The organism is Saccharibacillus sp. JS10, assembly GCF_024436065.1.
Lineage (GTDB): Bacteria > Bacillota > Bacilli > Paenibacillales > Paenibacillaceae > Saccharibacillus.
In genome coordinates, this window is record NZ_JANFNS010000003.1 from 507047 (window position 1) to 529084 (window position 22038).

A 22038-nucleotide genomic window follows, 5' to 3' on the forward strand; every position below is an offset into this window, starting at 1 on the left:
ACAGCTTGCTTCCGCTGATGAGGCGGAAAGCAAGTTGGTTTTACTTATCGTTGAGAGCTACAACGCCTGGGAGGGCTTTGCCTTCCATGAACTCCAGGGAAGCGCCGCCGCCTGTGGAGATATGGTTCATTTTATCAGCCAGACCGAATTTCTCGGTTGCTGCTGCGGAGTCGCCGCCGCCAATGATGGTGTAGCCTTCTGTTGTTGCGCAAGCTTCGCCTACAGCACGTGTGCCGTTGGAGAAAGGCTCGATTTCGAATACGCCCATCGGTCCGTTCCAAACAACCAGTTTGGAGTTTTTGATGATTTCAGCGTATTTTTCGCGAGTTTTCGGTCCGATGTCGATGCCTTCCCAATCTGCCGGGATGCCGTCTTCAACGTTGACGATTTTGGTGTTTGCTTTTGCGCTGAATTCATCGGTAATTACGATATCCACTGGCAAGTGGAACGTTTTGCCCAGTTTTTTCGCTTTTTCGATGAAGCCCAAAGCTACATCAAGTTTGCTGTCGTCAAGCAGGGATTGACCGATTTCATAGCCTTGTGCTTTGAAGAAGGTATATGCCAATCCGCCACCGATCAATACGTTATCTGCAATATTGATCAGGTTGTCGATGACATCGATTTTGTCTTTAACTTTCGAACCGCCAACGATCGCTGTGAACGGACGTTCTGGGTTCGACAAAGCTTTACCCAATACGTCGAGTTCTTTTTCCATCAACAAGCCGGATACGGCTGGCAGGTGGTGTGCGATACCTTCAGTCGAAGCATGAGCACGGTGAGCGGCGCCAAAAGCGTCGTTTACGAACAGATCGGCAAGCGAAGCAAACTCTTTAGCGAGTTCAGCATCGTTTTTCTCTTCGCCTGCATGGAAACGAACGTTTTCAAGCACCAGCACGTCTCCGTCTTTGAGCTCGGCGATTTTAGCCTTGACCGCTTCTCCGATCGACTCATCTGTTTTCACGACTGGTTTGCCCAGCAGTTCAGACAGACGTTCTGCGGCTGGAGTCAAACGCATCGATTCGACAACTTCGCCTTTTGGACGTCCAAGATGGCTCGCCAGCAAGACTTTCGCGCCTCTTTCAGTCAAATAATTGATCGTTGGAAGAGTTGCACGGATACGCGTGTCATCCGTAATTTTTCCATCTTCGAGCGGAACGTTAAAATCGACGCGCACAAACACAACTTTGCCGCTTACTTCTACGTCACGTACACTTTTCTTATTCATAAATTAATCCCCCATGCCCTCAAATTTAGAATTCAGGATTCCAAGGAATACGCCTCGCCCGCTCCGGCAACTTAGAAAAAGCGGAAACACAATGAAGCTGTTTCCGCTTTTTCTGCATGAACTACGTAAGCAGAGTCTTTATCCACTCTACCTACGCGTTTTCATTATGCGATAAGTATGCCGACTTTCGCGCGAAAAGGTCCGGAATTACTGAGCTTTTTTCGCGAAGAATTCAAGCGTACGAACGAGTTGAGCTGTGTAAGACATTTCGTTATCGTACCAAGCTACTGTTTTAACGAGTTGCTTGTCGCCAACTGTCATTACGCGAGTTTGCGTAGCGTCGAACAGGGAACCGAAAGTCATTCCTCTGATATCGGACGATACGATCTCGTCTTCTGTGTAACCGTAAGTTTCTGGGTCAGCAGCAGCTTTCATTGCCGCGTTAACTTCGTCAACAGTTACTGTTTTTTCAAGAACAACAACCAGCTCAGTCAGGGAACCTGTAGCGACTGGTACACGTTGTGCAGCGCCGTCAAGTTTACCTTGAAGTTCTGGGATAACCAGACCGATTGCTTTAGCAGCGCCAGTCGTGTTAGGAATGATGTTTTCTGCTGCCGCGCGAGCACGACGGAAGTCGCCTTTAGGGTGCGGAGCATCCAAAGTGTTTTGGTCGCCAGTGTAAGCGTGGATTGTAGTCATAAGACCTTGAACAACGCCGAACTGATCTTGCAGTGTTTTTGCCATAGGAGCCAGGCAGTTAGTTGTGCAAGAAGCGCCAGAAATTACCGTTTCCGAACCATCAAGGATTTCATGGTTTACGTTGTAAACGATTGTTTTCATATCGCCTGTAGCTGGTGCGGAGATCACGACTTTTTTAGCGCCAGCTGTGATGTGCTTTTCAGCGCCTTCTTTAGTTGTGAAGAAACCTGTGCACTCCAGAACGATATCAACGCCGAGATCTCCCCAAGGAAGTTCTTCTGGGTTGCGGTTAGCCAAGACTTTAACTTCTTTGCCGTTTACTTTGAAGAAGCCGTCGTGTACTTCAACGTCACCGTTGAATTTACCTTGCGTTGTATCATATTTCAACAGGTGTGCGAGCATTTTCGCGTCAGTCAAGTCGTTGATTGCGACAACCTCGATACCTTGCACGTCTTGAATACGACGGAATGCCAAACGTCCGATACGACCAAATCCGTTAATACCTACTTTTACAGTCATTGAACAGTTCCTCCTAAAATAGATGGTTTGTGAAGAAAAGTTTCATTTATTCAAGGTGCCACTTCTTCATATTCGATGAAAAAGCCGCGCCGTGAGTAACAAGTTTGTTAGGCGCTCTCCAGCACTTGAACAATTTCCAGCGCCGCTGCTTCGTCAAGAATCAAAATGTCTTCTTTTCCGAATCGCAGTACTGCGTGAATTGCTTTTGCTTTTGATTTGCCACCCGCGATACCGAGTACGACGTCTGCCGCCTTAATATCATCGAGTCTAAGTCCGAGAGTCAGCATGTTATGAACGACATTGCCGCTCTCGTCGAAGTAATAACCGAAAGATTCGGCTACCGCTCCTTTTTCATGGAGTTCGTTCGTTGTTCCTTCATCCAATCTGCGTCGCCGCGCCATATCTACCGCATTGCCGATCCCGTGAACGATCACGCGTGACGTACGGATTTCGCGAACGATTTCCTGGATATTCGGATCTTGCACCAGCGACTCGTAAGCTTCGCGGCTCAGTAGATCAGGTACATGCAGCAGCCGATAATCGGCGCCTACCCGCTTTGCCATATTGGAAGCAATCGTGTTCGCTTGGATTTCTAGGCTTTCGCCCAGTCCCCCGCGTGCTGGAACGAACCAACTTCCTTTGAGAGGACCATTTACCGGATAGGTCAACTGTTCAGCCATTTCGGCTAATGTTGTTCCTCCAGTTACCGCAACTACATCTCCGCCTTGCATGACGCCGAGCAGTGCTTTGGCTCCCGCTTTGCCAAGTTCTCGCTTGGATAGCGGCGATTCATCACAATTTCCCGGAACCACAACAACTTTGCGAAGTCCGTAAAATTGACGAATTCTCTCTTCTAGGTTGGACAATCCCACTAATTCCTTCAATACGGGTTCCAGACGCTCAAGAAGGAGTTGCCCCGCATCGCTGATTCGCATACCTGCCGTATCCGTCTCGATCAAGCCTTGTGCTTTCAACAAGTCGGTCTCGGCTCGAAGCACACGTTCGGTCATTTGCAACGAGTTCGCTAACGTACGGCGACCGGTTGTACCTGTCAGCATAATCTGATGAAGGATGGTGTACCTTTTCTTGAGAGTTTCCATGAGATCGGGAAGCAGCTGCTGCTGGATTTCGAGAATATTCTGCATGCGCTCCACCTCTGCAAACTTCGTCTGCCTGTATAATTTAAATCAGTGGACATTTAATGTCCCGGGAACACTTTTTCTGTCCCACACCTAGTTTACCCAATTTGACGCCGCGATGCAAGCTTTGGCAAGAGGTAATTTAATTCTTTTCCAAGTCTGATTCATCTCTACTATATATAGGTGAAATAAAATCATTAACCCCTCTATATAGCGGTAGTTTTGCTCCATTTTTCACAGCTCAATCAAAACTTGCTATTTACCTTGCAAATGACTATAATCATAATTACTGCTGTTTCTTCACATATTGTGCGCCCGTGGTCCAATGGATATGACGTAGGCCTCCGAAGCCTGAGATCCAAGTTCGATTCTTGGCGGGCGCGCCATTATTATTTAACTGTATTTTTTGTTTATGACGCCGATAAGGCTATTTTTTTTGTAGAAAGTTTGACTTTCTTTGACTTTATGTTTGGAATTGTTTATCATATGGGTAATACCAGCTAGACGTTTACCGGGTCCCTCGACGTATAAGGGTTCGGCAGGCACTCCAGCCTGGCAGTTATTCCAAATCATAATGACGGAACTGATCCGTTCACAAGGAGGTTTTTCACTGTGGGTTACATTCCTATGGTCGTTGAACAAAGCAATCGCGGCGAGAGAGCGTATGACATTTACTCCCGCCTGCTGAAAGACCGCATTATTTTCCTCGGTACCGAAGTTAACGATGTTGTAGCGAACGCAATTATTGCACAGCTTTTGTTCCTTGAAGCGGAAGATCCTGAAAAAGATATTTATTTGTACATCAATAGCCCAGGTGGTTCGATCACGGCGGGTATGGCAATTTTTGATACGATGCAGTTTATCAAAGCAGACGTATCAACGATCTGCGTAGGCATGGCGGCTTCGATGGGCGCTTTCTTGCTGAATGCAGGCGCAAAAGGCAAACGTTTTGCTTTGCCGAATAGCGAAATCATGATTCACCAGCCGCTCGGCGGCGCGCAAGGTCAAGCTTCGGATATCGAAATCCGGGCTCGCCGCATCATCGCGCTTCGCGAAAAGCTGAACCGCATTATGTCTGAGCGCACCGGTCAACCGATCGAGCGTATCGACAAAGATACGGATCGCGACTACTTCATGGATGCTGCCGCAGCAGCAGAATACGGAATCATCGACAAAGTGATCGAAAAACCCGTTGCCGAAATCGGCGTGAAGTAATCTCGGAACAAGCCTGAACGAATTTGCTGATCCAGCGAATTTGTTCAGGCTTTTTTGTTTATATTTTCTTATCTACACTTCGCAACCGACAAGCGCAACTCTGCGTAATAGGTGCAGAACCTTATTCAATCACGCGTACATATACCGAGGAGGAAAACATTTATGCAATTTCGTCATAACGATTTTCGCGTGTTCAGCTCGTTAAAAAGAGACAATCTGGTGATCGAAGTGATTCAAGCGGGTGGATTGCCGGAAAACTACAACGCAGATTTGGCAAAATCGGTCAATCACCATGATCAAGAACGTTTTAGCTGGCAACAAGTTCGTATTTTGCTGAAAGATACCTCTGTAGTACTGGAAGCCGGCGCGTTGCAATATATGTTCGGCAATATCGAGATGGAAAATCGTTCTGGCGGCGTAGGCGGTTTTGCCAAAAAATTCGTGGGTAGCGCGGTTACGGGCGAGACGGCAAGCAAACCGATCTACCGTGGAAGCGGCGAAATGTATCTGGAACCCAAACGCAAAGACTTCACACTTATCGAATTAGCTCCCGGCGAAGAAATTATTGTGGACGACGGATTGTTCTTCTGCGCGGAAAACACCGTCAAAGTCGGCGTAGCGAAACAAAGCAACGTATCCTCGGCGCTATTTGGCGGCGAAGGTCTGTTCCAGACCAAAATTACCGCGTCGGATAACGGTTATGTAGTCTTGGAACTACCAGTACCGGAATACGAATTGGTTCGTTATGAGCTAGACGGCACCGAGACGTTAAAAGTAGACGGAAGCTTCGCCGTGTTACGCAGTAGTACGATTGAGTTCAGTGTAGAAAAATCGACCAAATCCATGCTCGGTTCCGCATCTTCCGGTGAAGGGATGCTTCAGACGTTCCGAGGACGCGGCGAGGTCTGGCTTGCACCGACCCTTCCGTTTCGCGCGCGACCTTTTTAAACCTTAAATGATCTATACAAAAAGCCCGACGTTTTCGTCATTCGAAAACGTCGGGCTTTTATCATACTTTCTAGCTACCCACTACAAACTAGGCTGCATAAAGTAATCGGGAAATACGACACCTTCCAACTGCGCAATATCGCCTGCGACATCGGCAACCGTGGTCTGCGCCAACACTTGCTCCATCGCTTGTTGGGCACGAGCCAAGATCGTCGTCATCGTCGAGTGCATATGACGTCCGACTTCGCACTTAATACTTGAGTTGTCGTGTACCGCGAATAATTGACCTTCACCGACTACATTCACCGCTTTATAGACATCAAGCAGAGTAATATCGGACAACGGCTTTTTCAGCTTGGCTCCTGCAATTCCTGCTTTGGCTTCTACAAGATTTGCACGACCGAGCATGCTGGTGATTCGGCGAATCACGACCGGATTTGTATTTACGCTGGAAGCAATAAAATCCGAAGTGGCTGTACCGGGCTGCGAAATGTTCAACAATATCAACGTATGCACCGCAACCGGAAACCGCGTACTGATATTCAATTCGCATCCCTCCTTCATGATGTGAAACTATTTTAGTTACATTTCATGCAAATGTCAATTAAGATTGAGCCGTTTCCGCGCGGCATACCGTTTGCGTCCATCCGAAGCGATCTTCGGAATCGCCGCGTTGCAGCGAAGTCAATTCATCGTACAGACGACGCGTACATTCGCCTGTTTCGCCAGCTCCGATCTTCACTGTTTTATCTTCCCAACCAATCTCGCCGATTGGAGACACGACAGCTGCTGTGCCTGTACCGAAAGCTTCGATCAGCGAACCGTCTTCCGCATGCTGCCAAAGTTCGTCGATGGTAATCGGACGTTCTTCAACTTCAAAACCGAAATCGCGCAACATATGAATTGCGGAGTCGCGTGTAATCCCGTTCAAAATGCTGCCGCTTAGCGAAGGTGTAACAATACGGTCGCCGATACGGAAAAAGACGTTCATGCTGCCGACTTCTTCGACATATTTACGTTGTACGCCGTCTAGCCACAGCACTTGTGAATACCCTGCTGCATACGCGTTTTCTTGCGCTTGCATACTTGCTGCATAGTTTCCTGCCGTTTTGGCTTCACCTACGCCGCCTGTTACCGCGCGTACATCGCGAGTCTCGACATAGATGCGTACCGGATTCAATCCTTCCGCATAATAAGCGGCAACCGGCGACAAAATGATCATCATTTTATAGTTAAGCGAAGGGTTCGCTCCCAGATGGTTTTCGGTAGCAATCGCAAAAGGACGGATATACAGCGAAGTTCCCGGCTCCGAAGGTACCCAGCTACGATCCAGTTTAATTAACTCTTTCAAAGCGTTCAATACAAAAGCTTCGTCGATCTCCGGAATACTCATCCGGCGGCAAGAACGATTGAAACGCTCGAAGTTTTTCTCGGGACGGAACAAACGAATATCGCCATCCGGGCCGACATAAGCTTTCATTCCTTCAAAGATCGTTTGACCGTAATGGAACACTTTAGCTGCCGGGTCCATCGGAATCGGTCCGTAAGGAACGATTTTGGCATCATGCCAGCCTTGACCTTTGTCATAGTCCATCGTGAACATATGATCGGTCATATAGACGCCAAACGAAAGATTGGCGGTATTCGGTTTTGGTTTGAGCTGCGTAGATTGTTCGATTTTCAATTCCCCTTGCATAATGCACGCTCCTCTTTTTATATTCCATCTTATCAGCATCTTGCCTTTTTACAATCGCAAATCAGGCTGTATCTTTATTTTACCTGAAAAGTGATCCAAATCGAAAGCCCGAAACCTAACGATATGGAAATGATCCATACCGGTTGGGTTCCGGGCTTGTAGGTTGAATTTGATTTACAGTCCAGCGAAAGGATTGGTTCCTTTAGTCAAGACGGATGAAAATTTAATATCGAAAGAAGGAAGACCTGCTGCATAAGGCGTGTATTCATATTGTTGGAAGAAGATCGTGAAGCCGCTGTTTGTCACATAAAACTCCGGCGATTTGCCGATGGTTTGGAACGAACTATCGTCATACAAGATTCCGCGTTTTTTGAATTCTTGAGTGATTTGTTTATCCACGACTTTGCGATAATTTGGGTTAGCTTTCAGCAATTGATCCAATGTGACTTCTTTGCCTGTATTCACATCGAAATTATATCCGGTCTGAATCGTCATTCCGTGTGCGCCGCCGTAGAAGCTATAATCTTGCGCCACGATGCTAATAAATCCGTTTTTGTTGTACGTAATCAGATAATCGCCGTCTGCTTCGTAGTACATTTCTTTACTTGGTAGTGGTCCAAAATCTTTCACCTGAGCTTCAAAATCGGTTAAGAAAGCTTGAGCATGTTTTTTCATCGCTGCATTGATTTTCGCGATTCCCGCAGCATCGCCAGACAATTCCGGGTAGCGAATATCGACGACTTTTTCACCTGTGTTTTGTTTTAATGTTTTTTCTGTAAACGTGACGTCGGAAGCCGCAGAAGGTTTTAACGAAATGATGTTCGTGGAAGCATTCCATACGCCATCCATGCCAGCGTAATCTCGAAGCACAGATAGCGGCACGTAGATCGATCCGCTTTTCACGCGTCCTTCGGTTTGAAGACCGACTCCGTTAGCGCCGATCCATACTTGACTATTATAAGGGGACAATACTAAACGGTTTGGCGATGTGCCAAGTGTATATTGTCCCGACGTTTTATCGTAAGTGAGGGAAAGCCCTGCGGCTTTTGCCAATGCTTTGACCGGGATAAAGGTATCACCCGAAGCTTGGAAAGCAGCCATGCCGATCGCTTTGTCGTTCCAACGTACATTGACGCTTTTTGCAACTTTTGAACTTGCACTCATCGAAGCAGCATGAGCGTTAGTCGGCTGTAAAAAAGTCGTGGTTGGAAGCAGCAATCCGGCTGTCAGTAAAGCTGCGGTCATCATCTTCGCTGTTTTTTGTAAAGTAGGGGTTGTCCGTTTCATGTTGATTCAGCTCCTTCGCTTTTGAGCGATCTCTATAATTTCTTTCTCCACTTGTGATTATAAAGAGATCTCAGCGACATTGGGTGACAATGAGCGTTACAGTATTGCAATACCCGAGCAAGTTGTTTGACAAAATTGTCAAAGTTCTATGACAATATATACATTAGGCATCAACACCGGTATCCCATTTCGGTTGCATATTCATAATATTCGAGAGACGACCTCCGGGCGGTGCAGGACGTACCGGGAAATCCAGTTCTAGAATCAACATCGGTAATTTGTGATGATCCAGATTACGGTCAGCGAAGTAACCATAGAACGAATGCAGATACCCACACGGATAATTATCGGCGTCTGATTCTTCATAAGGACGCATGATCGCTGCTCCGTCGATATCGCTAAAGTCTTTTTCTTGCTTCAATGATTCTGCGTAATTCAAGTGAGCGTCGAAGTTATGCCCGTCTTCGACTTGCTGCGCAAACCATTCGACCATTTTCGCCAACACACGTGCAGGTCGATTAGGTGAAGCAATCAAAATCTCAGGATGCCCGAAGCTATATTCCAATCCGATCGTGAAGGCATAGTTCATTCCTTCGTCCGATAAGACGATTGACACCCAACCTTTTTGCATCAATTCCGGAATATAAGACATTCGTTTGCGAGCAAAATCACTATACTCTTCACAAAACAAGGAATAGCGTTCGACTAAGTTTCTTGCCGGATTTTCTTGCAACATTCTACGGTAATATTGTTTTCGGTTTTCGGGAATGTTCAATGTTTCGATCACTGGAATCACCTCGCTTTCGGTTCCGAAGAATTTGTAACTACGTTTGTTTCTTACTCCATTTATAAACTCCGTGTCTAATTCCAAACAGCTTTATGCTCATTTTTTACAAAAAGAGGTTTTAAAAAAGGTTCATATGCGAAAAAGCCACCTTCGCAATAAACGAAAGTGGCTTTTTCAAAATGCTCGATACAGATCTTATTTCATTTCGTATTGAACGGTTACATTCGTACGAAGCGTAATTTGGCCTGGCTCGATCGAAGTCGAAGAATTGGCAGTATCCATCGTTGCTTTTGCCATTTCATACTGTGCATAAACGATCGGAGCATCGGCATTATCGAGACTGATCGAAGTAGCCGCACCCAAAGTACGTCCTGCTGCTTTAGCCACGGCTGCCGCTTTTTTCTGAGCGCTAGTCATCGCTTTAGCAATAGCTTCTTCTTCATATTGGTCTGGATTTTCGGCAGCAAAACTAATATTTTGAATTTGGTTTGCTCCAGCTTCGGAAGCCGCATCCAGCAATTGACCGATCTTATCCAGATCACGGTAAGTGACTTTCAGCGTATGTGTAGCCGTATAATCTTTAACTTTTTGACCGTCTTTTTCGCTATACGTGTAGTTTGGAGACACATAGAACTGATCCGTTTCTACATCTTTATTTGCGACTTTCCAATCGGTTTTAAGCAATTTGCTTAACTTGTTCATCGCTGCTGCTGTTTTTTTCTGAGCATCTGTTGCAGTGGCTGCATTGGACTGCACACCGATATACAGATAAGCAACGTCTGGTGTAACTTTTACTTCGCCTTTGCCCGTTACGTTAATTACGTTCATTGCGACAACCTCCGCTGCTTGAGCTTGTCCAAGCCCAAAAGATGATGGAAGTGCTGCTCCGCCTACCAGTAAAGAACCTGCGATCAACACGCTACCTAACGGTTTCATCCACATTTTCATTTGTAATTCCTCCTCTTGTCGTTGGTACTTTTCTAAACGCCAAAGTTTTGGAAAAGGTTGCAGTCAACGCAGAAAAGGCTTACGAAATTAGTTACCTGGTAGCGAGCCGTCTCCGAGTTGCGAATTACCGGCAAGGCTGCTTGTTAACAACATGTCGTTGATCGCCGCGTTTTCAGCGCGAGTTAACACTTTTTTAGACAAGAAATCAGCGGCTCCCGCACTATTTTTTTTGACTTCTGGACCATGATAGCCCATCGTCACCATCAGTTTAACCGCACTTACTGCCCATTTGTCGGTATGACCCGACAGCTTAATCGGTTGTAGCAGCTCATCTGGATATAATCCGCCGAGCGAGTTATAGATAATGACGGCCGCTTCTTGACGGGTAATCGGGCGATCTGGCTGGAATAACCCTTTGTCATTTCCGCTGACAAGACCATATTCGTAAGCCGTCTGAATCGCTGCTGCATACGGATGATTCTGGATATCTTTGAATTTCGGCGTTTTTTCCGACAATGGAATCGCTGAAGTACGCATCAACATCTCGACATACTCGGCTCTTGTCATCGCTTCATCTGGACCGAAAGCTTGATTCGGATCATTCGGATAATAACGTAGCGATTGCAAGTCGAGAATGTATGAAGCATACGGGTGCGTGGACGGGACATCGTTGAATCCAGCTGGCTTTTCGCCTTTTTGCTCGTAACCCATCGGATTCAAATACGGTTCTTTCAGATACGTCACGTTACCCGCATCATCCAGTTTGAAGCCGACCAACCGTTTATTCGCATCGATAAAAAGTCCCGGAGCGACTTGCTTGAGCGCACGTTCGCCGGTTAACGGATCAGACATCACCATACGTCCGCGCGACCCTGCTCCCACTTTGGACACGATACTTTCGACGCGTAAATCTTTGTAGAGACCGGCATAACGCGCCAGTTGCTCTGGAGATTCTGGAGTAAACGCCGGGAAAGTCGCTTCTGCCGCATATTGTGGGAAAAACTTCGCGATAAACGCTGCATACAACTGCTCGCGCAGCCCACCGTTTTGGTTATACACGACAAATACACCGGTATCTTGTTCTGGAATCAAGAACATCAATGAGCTTGCTCCTGCAATATCGCCAGCCTTTGTGATGACTTTGTCGCTGCTACCTGCGCCCGGAAGTTGGGTAGGGGCTTCAAAGCCGTAAGTCGCATCGGGTAACAAAGGATGAATCGCCGAACGATACTTCGTCATCGAATCAATCGTATCGGCTTGAAGCAGACTTTTCCCGGAAGGCAGTTTACCCTCGTTCAAAAAGGCAATCATAAATTTAGACATATCGTCTGCGGTCGAGAACATTCCGCCGGAAGGCATCACGGTCGGACGCACGGTATAAGGTTCTACCGGTTCACCGCCTGCATAACCTGTCGCAGCGCGCTTCATCAGGTCTTCTCGAATCAGAAAGTCCGTGCTCTCCATACCTAAAGGTTCGAAAACATGTTGCTCCATATATTTTTCATACGGCATGCCGCTTGCTTGCTGCACGATATAACCCAATAACAAGAAAGCGAAGTTATCGTACATATAAGCCGTTCCCGGTTCGCGTACCACATCCGGCATATACTTCTTGATGTAGTCTTTGAGATCGACATACTCATCCAAGTTCGGATTCAAATCTTCCGCGACCGGGTCTTGAATTTGGAACCCACTGAGGTGAGTCATTAGATCTCCGACCGTCACAGGTTTGTCAAAAGGATTATTGAATGTCAAATCGCCGAGGTACGTACGAATATCGGTATTCAGACCGACTTTACCTTGCTCGACAAGCTGCATAATCGCTGTAGAAGTAAAGGTTTTGGACACCGAAGCCATACGGAATACATCTTTTTTGGGATCGACTTTTCGTTTACTATCGACATCCGCGTATCCGTATCCTTTTTCTGCGAGCACTTGGCCGTTTTTGACGACAACGACTGCGGCTCCTGGAGCCATCTCTTGAATAGCCCCTTCCGCAAAAAAAGCATCCAAAAATGCGGTAACTGAAGATGCCGTTAAAGTCGGAGTTTGGACGTTTGTTGAAGATACAGCCGTAGGCGCAGCAGCCGCCGATGCCATCACTGGAGGTAATAAAGTCAGTGCCAGTGCAGCAGCCATGGTTGCTTTCGTCAATTTGACCGAAGCCGCTTTCCAATTTTTATGTAGGTTCAATCTATTTCGCCTCCCTTGGTATTGGATCAAAGTTCTCTTCACATACGTAAAAACCCTCCCGAGGTTTCAGGAGGGTTAAGATCAAGATCTGCTTTGAAACGGATAAGAAGATTATTGGTTTTCCAATTCTTCTTTACTCACGAGACTAATTAAAGCGTTTACAGCCTGTTCATCGTCTGCGCCTTCTGCGCTGATGTGAATTTCAGTTCCCGAACTAATTGCCAAGCTCATAATTCCCATGATACTTTTAGCATTTACTTTTTTATCTTCCTTTTCTACGAAAATCTCGGAAGAGTATTTATTAGCTTCCTGAACGAACAAAGCCGCAGGTCTAGCGTGAAGCCCTGTTTTCAGTCGAACGACTACTGGGTGCTTAGTCATGTGCAATCTTACCCCCTATACAAAATAAAATTCCTGTCTAAACGCATTATTATACTTAGTATAACATAACTTCGGTTGCTCACAACAGTTAAAAGCATCCATACAAACTGTATCCAAAAAGAGACGGCTTTTAGCCGCCTCGAATTTTCTCTGCCATAATATCAAGCTTACGCAAACGATGGTTCACGCCAGACTTGCTGACCGTTCCTTTTAACAACTCTCCGACCTCAGTCAAATTGATTTCGGGATGTGCCAGACGTACTTCTGCGACTTCGCGCAATTTGTCCGGTAGACTTTCCAACCCGACTTCTTTTTGCAAAAACCGGATATTATCGATCTGACGCACAGCTGCACCGATCGTTTTATTCAAGTTTGCGGTCTCGCAGTTGACGATTCGGTTCACCGAATTACGCATATCGCGCATGATTCGAACATCTTCGAATTTAAACAGAGATTGATGCGCTCCGATAATATTCAACAGTTCGATAATTTTTTCGCCTTCTTTGAGGTAAAAGATAAAGCCTTTTTTGCGTTCGATACAGCGTGCATTCAAGTTGAATGTATTCGCGAGATCGACAAGGGCTTGGCAATGTTCTTCATACATCGAAGCAATCTCCAGATGGTACGAAGATCCTTCCGGATTATTAACCGAGCCGCCCGCCATAAAAGCTCCGCGTAAATAAGCGCGTTTGCAGCAATTCTTTTTTACGATGTCTGGGCTAATTCCGGGCAAAAATTGAAAACCTTGCGACGTAATTTTAAGCGAACCCAGCAATTCTTCCACACCTGCCGGAATCCGAACAATATAGACATTATTTTTTTTGAGACGCATTTTTTTACGCACAAGCAGTTCGGTATGCACGTTAAAATGCTTTTTGATCAATGAATAAATTCGGCGAGCGATCGCCGCATTCTCGGTCGAAATATCAAGACTGACTTTTTTGTTGGATAATTGCACCGAACCGTTCATCCGGATCAGTGCCGAAAGTTCCGCTTGTTCACAACAAGCATCTGCTTCCACCATCGTCAGTTCTTTTTTAGTTTGAGCCGCGAACGACATGGACTATTCACCCCTTTCGCATCATCCAGTCTTCCACCAGTCGATTAATATGTTCACTTAATTGCTCCGCATCGTGACGTAAATACGTACCGTACTTCACAAATGTATCGGCAATCACCGTACAATTGGTTCCCGCCATTTCTTCCAGATCCAGCCGTACCGGAGTTGCGCCTTCTTCGGCATAACGCTTTTGCACTTCGTCGGGGATATGCCCACTATTAACGAGCACATAATCGAACAGATGGCTGCCAACATGGTCATGTACCGCTTGAAGATGATCGGCAACGCTGAATCCATCGGTTTCTCCTGGCTGCGTCATCACGTTGCAAATAAACATTTTTACAGCGCTGGATGCCACGAAGGCTTCCGACAACTGCGGAACCATAAGATTAGGGAGCAGACTTGTATATAAACTGCCGGGACCCAGCAAAATCGCGTCGGCTCGTTGAATCGCAAGTATCGCTTCCGGTAATGCTTCGACTTCTACGGGTTCAAGAAAGACTCGCTTGATCTTGCCGCCATATTCCGGAATATTTGATTCTCCGGTTACGATTGTTCCGTCTTCCATCTCAGCATGCAAAATAACGCCTTCTTTTGCCGCTGGATAGACACGTCCCCGGACGGCGAATACCCGCCCAAGCTCACGCACGGCGGTTACAAAATCTCCCGAAATATCGGTCATCGCAGCCAAAATCAAGTTGCCGAGACTATGCCCCGCCAAACCGTTGCCGGCTTTGAATCGATAATTCAACATCTCTGACAGCACCGGCTCGACGTCCGCCAAAGCCGTTAATACGTTACGAATATCGCCTGGCGGCGGCATCTGCATCTCATTGCGCAAAATACCGGAACTTCCGCCGTCATCGGCAACCGTCACAATCGCCGTAATATCAAGCGGTTGTTCTTTGAGACCCCGCAACATCACGGATAAGCCTGTTCCGCCACCCATGACAACGATGCGTGGGCGGCGTACAGGACGCTGCGGTTGTTGTTTCATATTCATTAAGTTCACTCCTCAGTACGTTGGACGCCTGAACTTTTGTGTAGCAATCAGTGACGATCCCGTTCGGCGTCCCGGTGATTCACACGGACTCTTTCCGTCTCGCTGGCTCCTAACATCCGACCCAAATATTCGGAAATCGCGACCGAACGGTGTTTACCTCCGGTACATCCGATGCCGATAATCACCTGGCTTTTGCCTTCTTTTCGGTACTGGGGAATCAGGAAATGCAGCATATCCAATAACTTCGTCAAAAACGTCTGCGTTTCCGGCCATTTCATCACATAGTCATACACATCGCTATTTTGACCGGTCAGCGGACGCAAATTGTCGATATAATGCGGATTCGGTAAAAAGCGAACGTCGAAAATAAGATCGGCATCGATCGGCACGCCATACTTAAAGCCAAACGACGTCACGTTAACCGACAATTGATGAGTTTCCATATGCGCAAAACGCGAAATGATCTTTTCTTTCAATACAGCCGGCTTCATGTTCGTCGTATCAATAATTTGGGTCGCTGAATTTTTCAGCTCCTCCAGCATTTTGCGTTCCAGACGAATCCCGTCAAGCGGCATTCCGTCCGGTGCAAGCGGATGACGACGACGTGTTTCTTTGTATCGTTGTACCAACACCGAATCGTTCGCATCGAAAAATAGAATTTCGCTATGAATCGTAAAATGATCTTTGATATAAGCGAGAGATTCGGACAATGCCGCAAAAAATTCGCGACCGCGCAAGTCAATGACCAACGCGACTTTCGCGATTTTGCCATTCGATTGTTCAATCAACTCTGCGAATTTCGGGATCAAAACAGGTGGCAAATTGTCTACACAGAAAAACCCTAAATCTTCTAAGCTTTGTACGGCAATCGTTTTACCGGCTCCCGACATGCCTGTAATAATCATCAGTGTAGCGGTCGAAGTTGCCGCTTTTTCTGTTGGAATTTCGCTCATGCGACTTCCCCTCCCGATTTTGCGGATACTAACGAATTAACAAACCAGCAGCCCCAATCATGCCTGCGTCGTTGCCCAGCATAGCCGGTACGATCTGAACACCACCTTGAAGCGGTTCTGGCGTTAATTGAGCGAATGTTTCTCGAATCGGATCAAACAAAATATCTCCGGCTCTCGATACACCGCCGCCAATAATAAAGCTTTGTGGATTAAGAACAGCTGCTACAGTCGCCATCGATTTACCCAAATAGAAGGCTGCGCGTTTAACAATACGAAGAGCCACTTCGTCGCCCGCTTTTGCCGCATCAAATACCGTTTTTGCCGTAATTTCGCTAGCATCTGCGATAAATGTACGTTCGCCGCGCTCGACCGCTTCTTTTGCCATGCGGATAATCCCGGTTGCCGAAGATACGGTCTCCAGACAACCCAATTTACCGCAACCGCATTGAATCGCTTCAAGATCCGGCACGACATCGATATGTCCGACTTCGCCTGCCATACCGAAAGCCCCTTGATAGATACGACCGTTGATAATAACACCGCCGCCTACACCTGTTCCCAGTGTGTAGCAGACGCAATTTTCGATGCCTGCTCCTGCTCCGCTCCAAGCTTCGCCCAGTGCGGCTACATTCGCATCGTTATCAATTTTAACAGGCTTGCCGAGTCGTTCCTCGAGGATCGCTCGGATCGGCACGTCTTTGAAGCCTATGTTCGGTGCCATGATAATGATGCCATCACGGACATTCGTGAATCCAGCGACTCCTGCTCCGACTCCAGCCAGTTGTTCCCAAGAATACGGCGATTCCTCTACAACTCGACGAACGTAATCCGCCATATTGGAAATTACGGCATCTGTTCCATCCGCAACTCCTGTGGGTCCTTCATACGTATGCAGCAACGCGCCACTCTCGCTACATAACCCGACTTTAATCGTAGTGCCACCAAGATCCATACCGACGTAGACATTTTCAGACATGATACAAGCCACCTTTTTTCTTCTGAATTATAGAAAATCGAAAATGATGAATCCGTTTGCGTAAGTCCACCTTCGTATCCCACTATAAGCGAACACCCGGGTTCGGTCAAGCGAGATACCTCCTTACAAAGCCTTGTCCCGCAAGGCTCGAAAGCTATTTACCGTATTATCTGCGACTCTTCTCTTGCATTCAAACTTTGTTTTTTAAGAGCGCGGCACGCCCGGGGGCGTTGAAACCCTTGTATGACGCGGCTTTTGCTTGGATCGTCTCTATTTAATTTTCCTCGTCAGGCAAAAGATGCTTCAACATTTGTTCATGATGATTTAAAAATTGTCGGGTCACTTGATAATGTTCCGTTTCTTCCCAACGACTTTCGCGAATGCCGTTTGCGGTCAAATGATACAGTCGGCTATAGGGATACGCCATCAACAAAGGAGAATGGGTGGAAATAATAAATTGCCCGCCTTTTTGCACCAATTCATGAATACGCGAGAGCATGGCAAGTTGACGAACAGGAGACAATGCTGCTTCCGGCTCATCCAAAATAAACAGACCGTCCGAACCGAATCGATTCATAAAGGTTGCGAAAAAAGCTTCTCCGTGCGATTGTTCATGCAGCGAACGCCCGCCGTAACTATCGATGACCCTGCCGCCTAACGATTCTCCTTTATCCAACTCATCGATCTCGGTCGCCATATTGTAATAACTCTCCGCTCGGAAAAAGAACCCGTCTTTAGGCATAACAGTGCCTTTAATCAGACGTAGACATTGATGCAGCGATGAATGCGTCTCTGCTGTAGAAAAAGTGAAGTTCAGCGTACCGCCTTCAGCATTGAATCCCCAAGCTACGGCGATCGCTTCCAGTAAAGTCGACTTGCCGACTCCGTTTTCACCCACAATATAAGTCACCCGATCGTGAAAATGAATCTGCTCAACCTCGTTCACTACAGGAAGGTTAAAAGGATACTGGTCATGATTTTCAATATTCTCCTTTTGCAATTGTATCCGGCGCAAATAACGACGGTCGATTTTGCTTGTGGACTTGGAATTACCATTCATTCTACGATTCACCTCCTTGTTGATTACGATACAAATGATTGCGATACACCTATATAAAAAGAACGCGCCGACGAAAGATTCCGTGTGCGGATTCTTGTCTGCGCGTTCTTTAATCAGTTCTTACGATGATTGATCAAAAATGAATTAACGGTCGAGCGTTTCGCTCCAGTCGTGTACAACGCTACCTTCGAGATACTTTTCGCAATCCATCGCTGCCATACAGCCACTTCCTGCAGCCGTAATCGCTTGACGGTATTTCGTATCCTGAACGTCGCCGCATGCAAATACGCCTGGAATATTGGTTTCAGTCGTACCCGGCTTCACGATTGCGTAACCGTGACCGTCCAGGTCGATATGACCTTGCAAGAAAGTCGTATTCGGCGTATGTCCGATCGCGACGAATACGCCGTCAGCTTCCAGCAACTCTTCTTGACCCGTTTCGTTGTTCAGAACTTTAAGACCTTTAAGACCTGTATCGCCTGCGACCACTTCAAGCGGTTGACGGTTCAGCGCCCATGATACTTTCTCGTTCTCGCGCGCACGGTCTTGCATGATTTTCGAAGCGCGCAATTCTTCGCGACGGTTTACGACCGTAACTTCTGTCGCAAAACGAGTCAAGAAGCTCGCTTCTTCCATCGCCGAATCGCCGCCACCGATTACGATCAGTTTTTTGCCACGGAAAAAGAATCCGTCGCACGTTGCGCATGTACTTACGCCGCGTCCGATATTGTCTTGTTCGCCTGGAATTCCGAGGTAGCGCGCAGAAGCGCCTGTCGAAATAATGACCGATTCAGCTTCGATTGTGCCTGCGCCTTCAACGGTAATTTTGAATGGGCGTTGCGAGAAATCGACAGCGTCTACCCAACCGTTCATGAATTCGGCGCCAAAACGCTCCGCTTGCTTACGCATATTGTCCATCAATTCCGGTCCCATGATTCCGTCAGGGAAGCCTGGGAAGTTCTCGATTTCAGTTGTCGTCGTCAATTGACCCCCTGGTTGAAGACCTTCAATCACGAGTGGGTTTAAGTTAGCGCGAGCCAAATAAATAGCTGAAGTCAAGCCCGAAGGACCTGTTCCGATTACGACTGTTTTATATTTTTGCATATGGGCATCCTCCTTAAGATCCATCCAAATAATGTGTAGTTCTTGTACGTTACAGCCCTTTTCGATGATCTCGGCTGTGCATCGTCATGCGTTCTTTGATATTGCAGACTTGGTCGATACGCTTCACGTAACGCCCTACGGTAGAAGCAGATACGCCATAACGTTGTCCGATTTCTTCATAGGTCGATTCGCCTCGGCGAAGCTTATCGGTCAAATAATCTAAAGCCGCTGCCCAACCTTGAGCATACGAGAATACCGGTACATCCGGGTATAATCGCCGCAAAAAGTCTGTCCATAACGCTTCAAGATCGCGCCGAAGCCCGAAATCGCTTGGCGCACATGAAGCGCGGATCGCCGTATCCAGCACATCTTGCCAACGCTTTTCCCATACTGGAAGTTCAGCCGGTTCACGCGAAAATTGAAGTTCCGAACGTTCTTTTTCTTCTGCGACATTTTCGCCAGAATTTTTTAACGCCTGCTGAGCAAGACTGCGTAACTCTTGGTTTTCGCTCGAATCTTCGGCAAGTACGCGTAGCGCATCCAGCCATTTTTCGTCTGTAAACGAATAAAAAGCTTTCAATACTTGACGCTTCTCTTCTTCGTTACCCGATTGCAACGTATGGATCAACGTTTCTTGCATGGATGACGAATCTTGCGTCAAGCGCTCTTCCCAGCGTCGCCAAAGTTCGGATCGCTTGACGGCTTCCAGACGGTAATGGTAGCTGACCAATTCAGAAACCCCGTTTTGCTTCCATTCCGGTAAACGCTCAACATAATAACGAGCAGCTTCCGCTTCGGGATCAAGCTTTAACGTCTGCTTCCACATTTGTTCCGCAATACCGATTCGTCCACTCAGTAGCGCCGCTACGCCGCAATAATGATGAATCGAAGCATCAGACGAAGCTTCTTCTCCCGACAACAATCTGCGGAAATGCTGGTATGCCGCTTCGTGTTCGTCCAAAATCCCGAGCGTCGTCGCAAGTTTAAACGCATGTTCCCGGTGAAATGGAATGACCGTTGATAAGCGTCGTGCAAGCTGCGCCGCTTCCGCTGCACCTTCTGGACCCGAATGACGGCGGAAAATCGCCAAATTGCACAGTCCGTGCAGATTTCCCGGTTCTTTTTGCAGCACATCTTCTACCGTTTTCAATGCTCGATCGGTCATGCCCATATAATAATAAGCTAGCGCCAAATTATTTGCCGCAGCCGCGAAGTCGGGATACTCTTCAAGCAATTGTTCCAATAGATCGGACGCTTCCGCGAACATTCCTTCTTCCAGCATCGTACGCGCACGTTCATGGCGATCCGATCCTTGACGTGCCAACACATGATGTTGTCGAAGATTTCGTTTCAGCTCAAACTGAAGCAATTCGATCATTTCTTCGGCTTCATGTAAAAACTGTCCAGACGCATCGGCTTCCAGATAAGCGAGCAAGGCATCTTCCGCTTCTTCGAACCGCTCCATATTGGCAAAGTTATTCGCCATATAAAATCGGCATTCCGTCATAGACGGGTCGACATGCTCAAGCACATGAAGCAACGCTTCGTTCGAAGCTTCATAATTGCCCATCTCTGATAATATACCCGCCATGTTGCAATGATTGACCGGATTGCCCGGTTTCAACTCTACTGTTTTACGAAAATATTTCAATGCCTTGTCATATTGGTAGCGATCCAGCGCTCGGACGGCTCTTTCAAAAAAAAAGCTTTCGTCCATGGTCAAAGAAACTACAGTGTTCTGTGGTTTCTTTTCACGCCGATAATTCCCGTTCACCTGAGCAAGGCCCCCTTTGTTAACTGTTTAAAAACCAATATCCAGATCAGTATAACATACTTGTACAGCCCTCCCAAAAGGAAGACGGTACACTGGATTTTTCTTAAGCGATCCAAAAATCAAATACCCGAATCGCTAAATAGCGTCGCTAACGATCCGCCTTCTAAGATAATATGGATTGCTCTTGCGAGCATAGGCGCAACCGGAAGTACCGTGAACCGTTCCGAATGATCGTCTGGCAAAGCAATCGAATCGGTAATCACGACTTCGGCAATACTCGGATGATCCAGACGCTGAAGCGCTCCATCGGAAAATACACCGTGAGTTGCGCAGACGATCGGGTCTTTGGCATTGCGTTCTTTTAAGCCTTCGACGACTTTCAGAATGGTTGAGCCCGTATCGATTAAATCTTCCATGATGATCGGCGTACGTCCTTCGACTTCACCAATGACATGCGTAATCATCGCTTCGTTGTGCGAAGGGCGCTTTTTGAGCATAATCGCGACTGGAGAATCCAATCGATTCGCCAATTTTTCAGCGAGCTTCGCTCGGCCTGCATCTGGAGATACGACCACAGGGTCTTTAATATTTTTGCTGCGCAAATAATCGGCAATCAAATCCAGTGTCGTCAGGTGATCGACCGGGATGTTGAAAAATCCTTGGATTGCCGCTGCATGCAGCTCAATCGTGACCACCCGGGTAGCTCCGGCAGTCGTCAGCACATCGGCAACCATTTTTGCCGAGATCGGCTCGCGCGGAGCGGCTTTGCGTTCTTGTCTGGCATAACCGTAATACGGAATAACAACGTTAACGGTACGTGCCGAAGCGCGTTTTGCCGCATCGATCATCACAAGTAATTCGACGAAATGTTCATTGATCGGATGAGAAAGCGATTGAACGATAAAGACGTCCAAATTACGAATACTTTCTTCATAGTGAACATAACTTTCGCCACTTTTAAATTTGGTAAGTTTCACTTTACCGGGCGTAACGCCCAAATCGTCGCAGATCCGGTCCACTAAGCTTGGATTAGACGAACCCGAAAATACACGCATCCTGTGCTGCATGGCA

20 protein-coding genes and 1 tRNA gene are annotated in these 22038 nt (G+C 47.1%); 3 read left to right on the top strand and 18 right to left on the bottom strand.

Going from position 1 to position 22038, the window contains the following annotated elements:
- Window positions 1-40: 40 nt before the first annotated feature.
- From NOM90_RS12650 to NOM90_RS12660, 3 genes are all read right to left on the bottom strand, one after another.
- Complete coding sequence (locus NOM90_RS12650) at window positions 41-1225, bottom strand: phosphoglycerate kinase (RefSeq protein WP_255942384.1); 1185 nt, start codon at window positions 1223-1225, stop codon at window positions 41-43.
- A 207-nt stretch (window positions 1226-1432) separates the two neighbouring features.
- The gene (gene gap, locus NOM90_RS12655) at window positions 1433-2443 is read right to left on the bottom strand and encodes a type I glyceraldehyde-3-phosphate dehydrogenase (protein ID WP_255942385.1); all 1011 of its coding nucleotides are present in this window, start codon (window positions 2441-2443) and stop codon (window positions 1433-1435) included.
- A 107-nt stretch (window positions 2444-2550) separates the two neighbouring features.
- The gene (locus NOM90_RS12660) at window positions 2551-3588 is read right to left on the bottom strand and encodes a sugar-binding transcriptional regulator (protein ID WP_255942386.1); all 1038 of its coding nucleotides are present in this window, start codon (window positions 3586-3588) and stop codon (window positions 2551-2553) included.
- 305 nt (window positions 3589-3893) lie between these two features.
- Between NOM90_RS12660 and NOM90_RS12665 the strand changes: the two genes are divergently transcribed.
- From NOM90_RS12665 to NOM90_RS12675, 3 genes are all read left to right on the top strand, one after another.
- A tRNA-Arg gene (locus tag NOM90_RS12665) sits at window positions 3894-3968 on the top strand.
- Between the two features lie 226 nt (window positions 3969-4194).
- Window positions 4195-4797, top strand: a complete 603-nt coding sequence (gene clpP, locus NOM90_RS12670) for an ATP-dependent Clp endopeptidase proteolytic subunit ClpP (protein WP_340230100.1) — start codon at window positions 4195-4197, stop codon at window positions 4795-4797.
- Window positions 4798-4959: 162 nt separating this feature from the next.
- On the top strand, window positions 4960-5745 hold the full coding sequence (locus NOM90_RS12675) for an AIM24 family protein (RefSeq protein WP_255942387.1): 786 nt from the start codon (window positions 4960-4962) through the stop codon (window positions 5743-5745).
- An 81-nt stretch (window positions 5746-5826) separates the two neighbouring features.
- On the opposite strand, the gene NOM90_RS12680 is transcribed toward NOM90_RS12675, so the two are convergent.
- The 15 genes from NOM90_RS12680 to NOM90_RS12750 form a co-directional block, all read right to left on the bottom strand.
- Window positions 5827-6291 carry an Rrf2 family transcriptional regulator gene (locus NOM90_RS12680; protein WP_483314045.1) on the bottom strand — a complete coding sequence of 155 codons (465 nt, stop codon included), beginning with the start codon at window positions 6289-6291 and terminating at the stop codon, window positions 5827-5829.
- Window positions 6292-6349: 58 nt separating this feature from the next.
- On the bottom strand, window positions 6350-7441 hold the full coding sequence (locus NOM90_RS12685; RefSeq protein WP_255942389.1) for a branched-chain amino acid aminotransferase: 1092 nt from the start codon (window positions 7439-7441) through the stop codon (window positions 6350-6352).
- Between the two features lie 174 nt (window positions 7442-7615).
- Window positions 7616-8728 carry a PdaC/SigV domain-containing protein gene (locus NOM90_RS12690; protein WP_255942391.1) on the bottom strand — a complete coding sequence of 371 codons (1113 nt, stop codon included), beginning with the start codon at window positions 8726-8728 and terminating at the stop codon, window positions 7616-7618.
- 163 nt (window positions 8729-8891) lie between these two features.
- Window positions 8892-9515 (bottom strand): DUF4262 domain-containing protein, encoded by a 624-nt coding sequence (locus tag NOM90_RS12695; protein ID WP_255942392.1) that lies wholly within the window; start codon window positions 9513-9515, stop codon window positions 8892-8894.
- Window positions 9516-9710: 195 nt separating this feature from the next.
- The gene (locus tag NOM90_RS12700) at window positions 9711-10463 is read right to left on the bottom strand and encodes an SIMPL domain-containing protein (RefSeq protein ID WP_255942394.1); all 753 of its coding nucleotides are present in this window, start codon (window positions 10461-10463) and stop codon (window positions 9711-9713) included.
- 87 nt (window positions 10464-10550) lie between these two features.
- Window positions 10551-12656, bottom strand: coding sequence for a serine hydrolase domain-containing protein (locus NOM90_RS12705; protein WP_255942396.1), 2106 nt, complete (start codon window positions 12654-12656; stop codon window positions 10551-10553).
- Window positions 12657-12767: 111 nt separating this feature from the next.
- Window positions 12768-13037 (bottom strand): HPr family phosphocarrier protein, encoded by a 270-nt coding sequence (locus tag NOM90_RS12710; protein WP_255942397.1) that lies wholly within the window; start codon window positions 13035-13037, stop codon window positions 12768-12770.
- Window positions 13038-13167: 130 nt separating this feature from the next.
- On the bottom strand, window positions 13168-14097 hold the full coding sequence (whiA, locus tag NOM90_RS12715) for a DNA-binding protein WhiA (protein ID WP_255942398.1): 930 nt from the start codon (window positions 14095-14097) through the stop codon (window positions 13168-13170).
- Window positions 14098-14104: 7 nt separating this feature from the next.
- Window positions 14105-15100, bottom strand: coding sequence for a gluconeogenesis factor YvcK family protein (locus NOM90_RS12720; protein ID WP_255942399.1), 996 nt, complete (start codon window positions 15098-15100; stop codon window positions 14105-14107).
- A 47-nt stretch (window positions 15101-15147) separates the two neighbouring features.
- Window positions 15148-16053 (bottom strand): RNase adapter RapZ, encoded by a 906-nt coding sequence (rapZ, locus tag NOM90_RS12725; RefSeq protein WP_255942400.1) that lies wholly within the window; start codon window positions 16051-16053, stop codon window positions 15148-15150.
- 28 nt (window positions 16054-16081) lie between these two features.
- On the bottom strand, window positions 16082-17029 hold the full coding sequence (locus NOM90_RS12730; RefSeq protein WP_255942401.1) for an ROK family glucokinase: 948 nt from the start codon (window positions 17027-17029) through the stop codon (window positions 16082-16084).
- A 274-nt stretch (window positions 17030-17303) separates the two neighbouring features.
- On the bottom strand, window positions 17304-18089 hold the full coding sequence (locus NOM90_RS12735) for an AAA family ATPase (protein WP_255942402.1): 786 nt from the start codon (window positions 18087-18089) through the stop codon (window positions 17304-17306).
- 144 nt (window positions 18090-18233) lie between these two features.
- Window positions 18234-19193: a thioredoxin-disulfide reductase gene (gene trxB, locus NOM90_RS12740; RefSeq protein WP_255942403.1), complete on the bottom strand. Its 960-nt coding sequence runs from the start codon at window positions 19191-19193 to the stop codon at window positions 18234-18236.
- Window positions 19194-19242: 49 nt separating this feature from the next.
- Window positions 19243-20967 carry a tetratricopeptide repeat protein gene (locus tag NOM90_RS12745; RefSeq protein WP_255942404.1) on the bottom strand — a complete coding sequence of 575 codons (1725 nt, stop codon included), beginning with the start codon at window positions 20965-20967 and terminating at the stop codon, window positions 19243-19245.
- Window positions 20968-21086: 119 nt separating this feature from the next.
- Complete coding sequence (locus NOM90_RS12750) at window positions 21087-22034, bottom strand: ribose-phosphate diphosphokinase (protein WP_255942405.1); 948 nt, start codon at window positions 22032-22034, stop codon at window positions 21087-21089.
- Window positions 22035-22038: the final 4 nt, after the last annotated feature.

Bases quoted from the DNA above. Each gene is read 5' to 3' on its own strand.
- NOM90_RS12710 (WP_255942397.1), bottom strand. From the start codon at position 13,037: ATGACTAAGCACCCAGTAGTCGTTCGACTGAAAACAGGGCTTCACGCT.
- NOM90_RS12700 (WP_255942394.1), bottom strand. From the start codon at position 10,463: ATGAAAATGTGGATGAAACCGTTAGGTAGCGTGTTGATCGCAGGTTCT.
- rapZ (WP_255942400.1), bottom strand. From the start codon at position 16,053: ATGAGCGAAATTCCAACAGAAAAAGCGGCAACTTCGACCGCTACACTG.
- NOM90_RS12690 (WP_255942391.1), bottom strand. From the start codon at position 8,728: ATGAAACGGACAACCCCTACTTTACAAAAAACAGCGAAGATGATGACC.
- NOM90_RS12730 (WP_255942401.1), bottom strand. From the start codon at position 17,029: ATGTCTGAAAATGTCTACGTCGGTATGGATCTTGGTGGCACTACGATT.
- NOM90_RS12735 (WP_255942402.1), bottom strand. From the start codon at position 18,089: ATGAATGGTAATTCCAAGTCCACAAGCAAAATCGACCGTCGTTATTTG.
- NOM90_RS12750 (WP_255942405.1), bottom strand. From the start codon at position 22,034: ATGCAGCACAGGATGCGTGTATTTTCGGGTTCGTCTAATCCAAGCTTA.
- whiA (WP_255942398.1), bottom strand. From the start codon at position 14,097: ATGTCGTTCGCGGCTCAAACTAAAAAAGAACTGACGATGGTGGAAGCA.
- NOM90_RS12720 (WP_255942399.1), bottom strand. From the start codon at position 15,100: ATGAATATGAAACAACAACCGCAGCGTCCTGTACGCCGCCCACGCATC.
- trxB (WP_255942403.1), bottom strand. From the start codon at position 19,193: ATGCAAAAATATAAAACAGTCGTAATCGGAACAGGTCCTTCGGGCTTG.
- NOM90_RS12675 (WP_255942387.1), top strand. From the start codon at position 4,960: ATGCAATTTCGTCATAACGATTTTCGCGTGTTCAGCTCGTTAAAAAGA.
- NOM90_RS12660 (WP_255942386.1), bottom strand. From the start codon at position 3,588: ATGCAGAATATTCTCGAAATCCAGCAGCAGCTGCTTCCCGATCTCATG.
- NOM90_RS12685 (WP_255942389.1), bottom strand. From the start codon at position 7,441: ATGCAAGGGGAATTGAAAATCGAACAATCTACGCAGCTCAAACCAAAA.
- gap (WP_255942385.1), bottom strand. From the start codon at position 2,443: ATGACTGTAAAAGTAGGTATTAACGGATTTGGTCGTATCGGACGTTTG.
- NOM90_RS12650 (WP_255942384.1), bottom strand. From the start codon at position 1,225: ATGAATAAGAAAAGTGTACGTGACGTAGAAGTAAGCGGCAAAGTTGTG.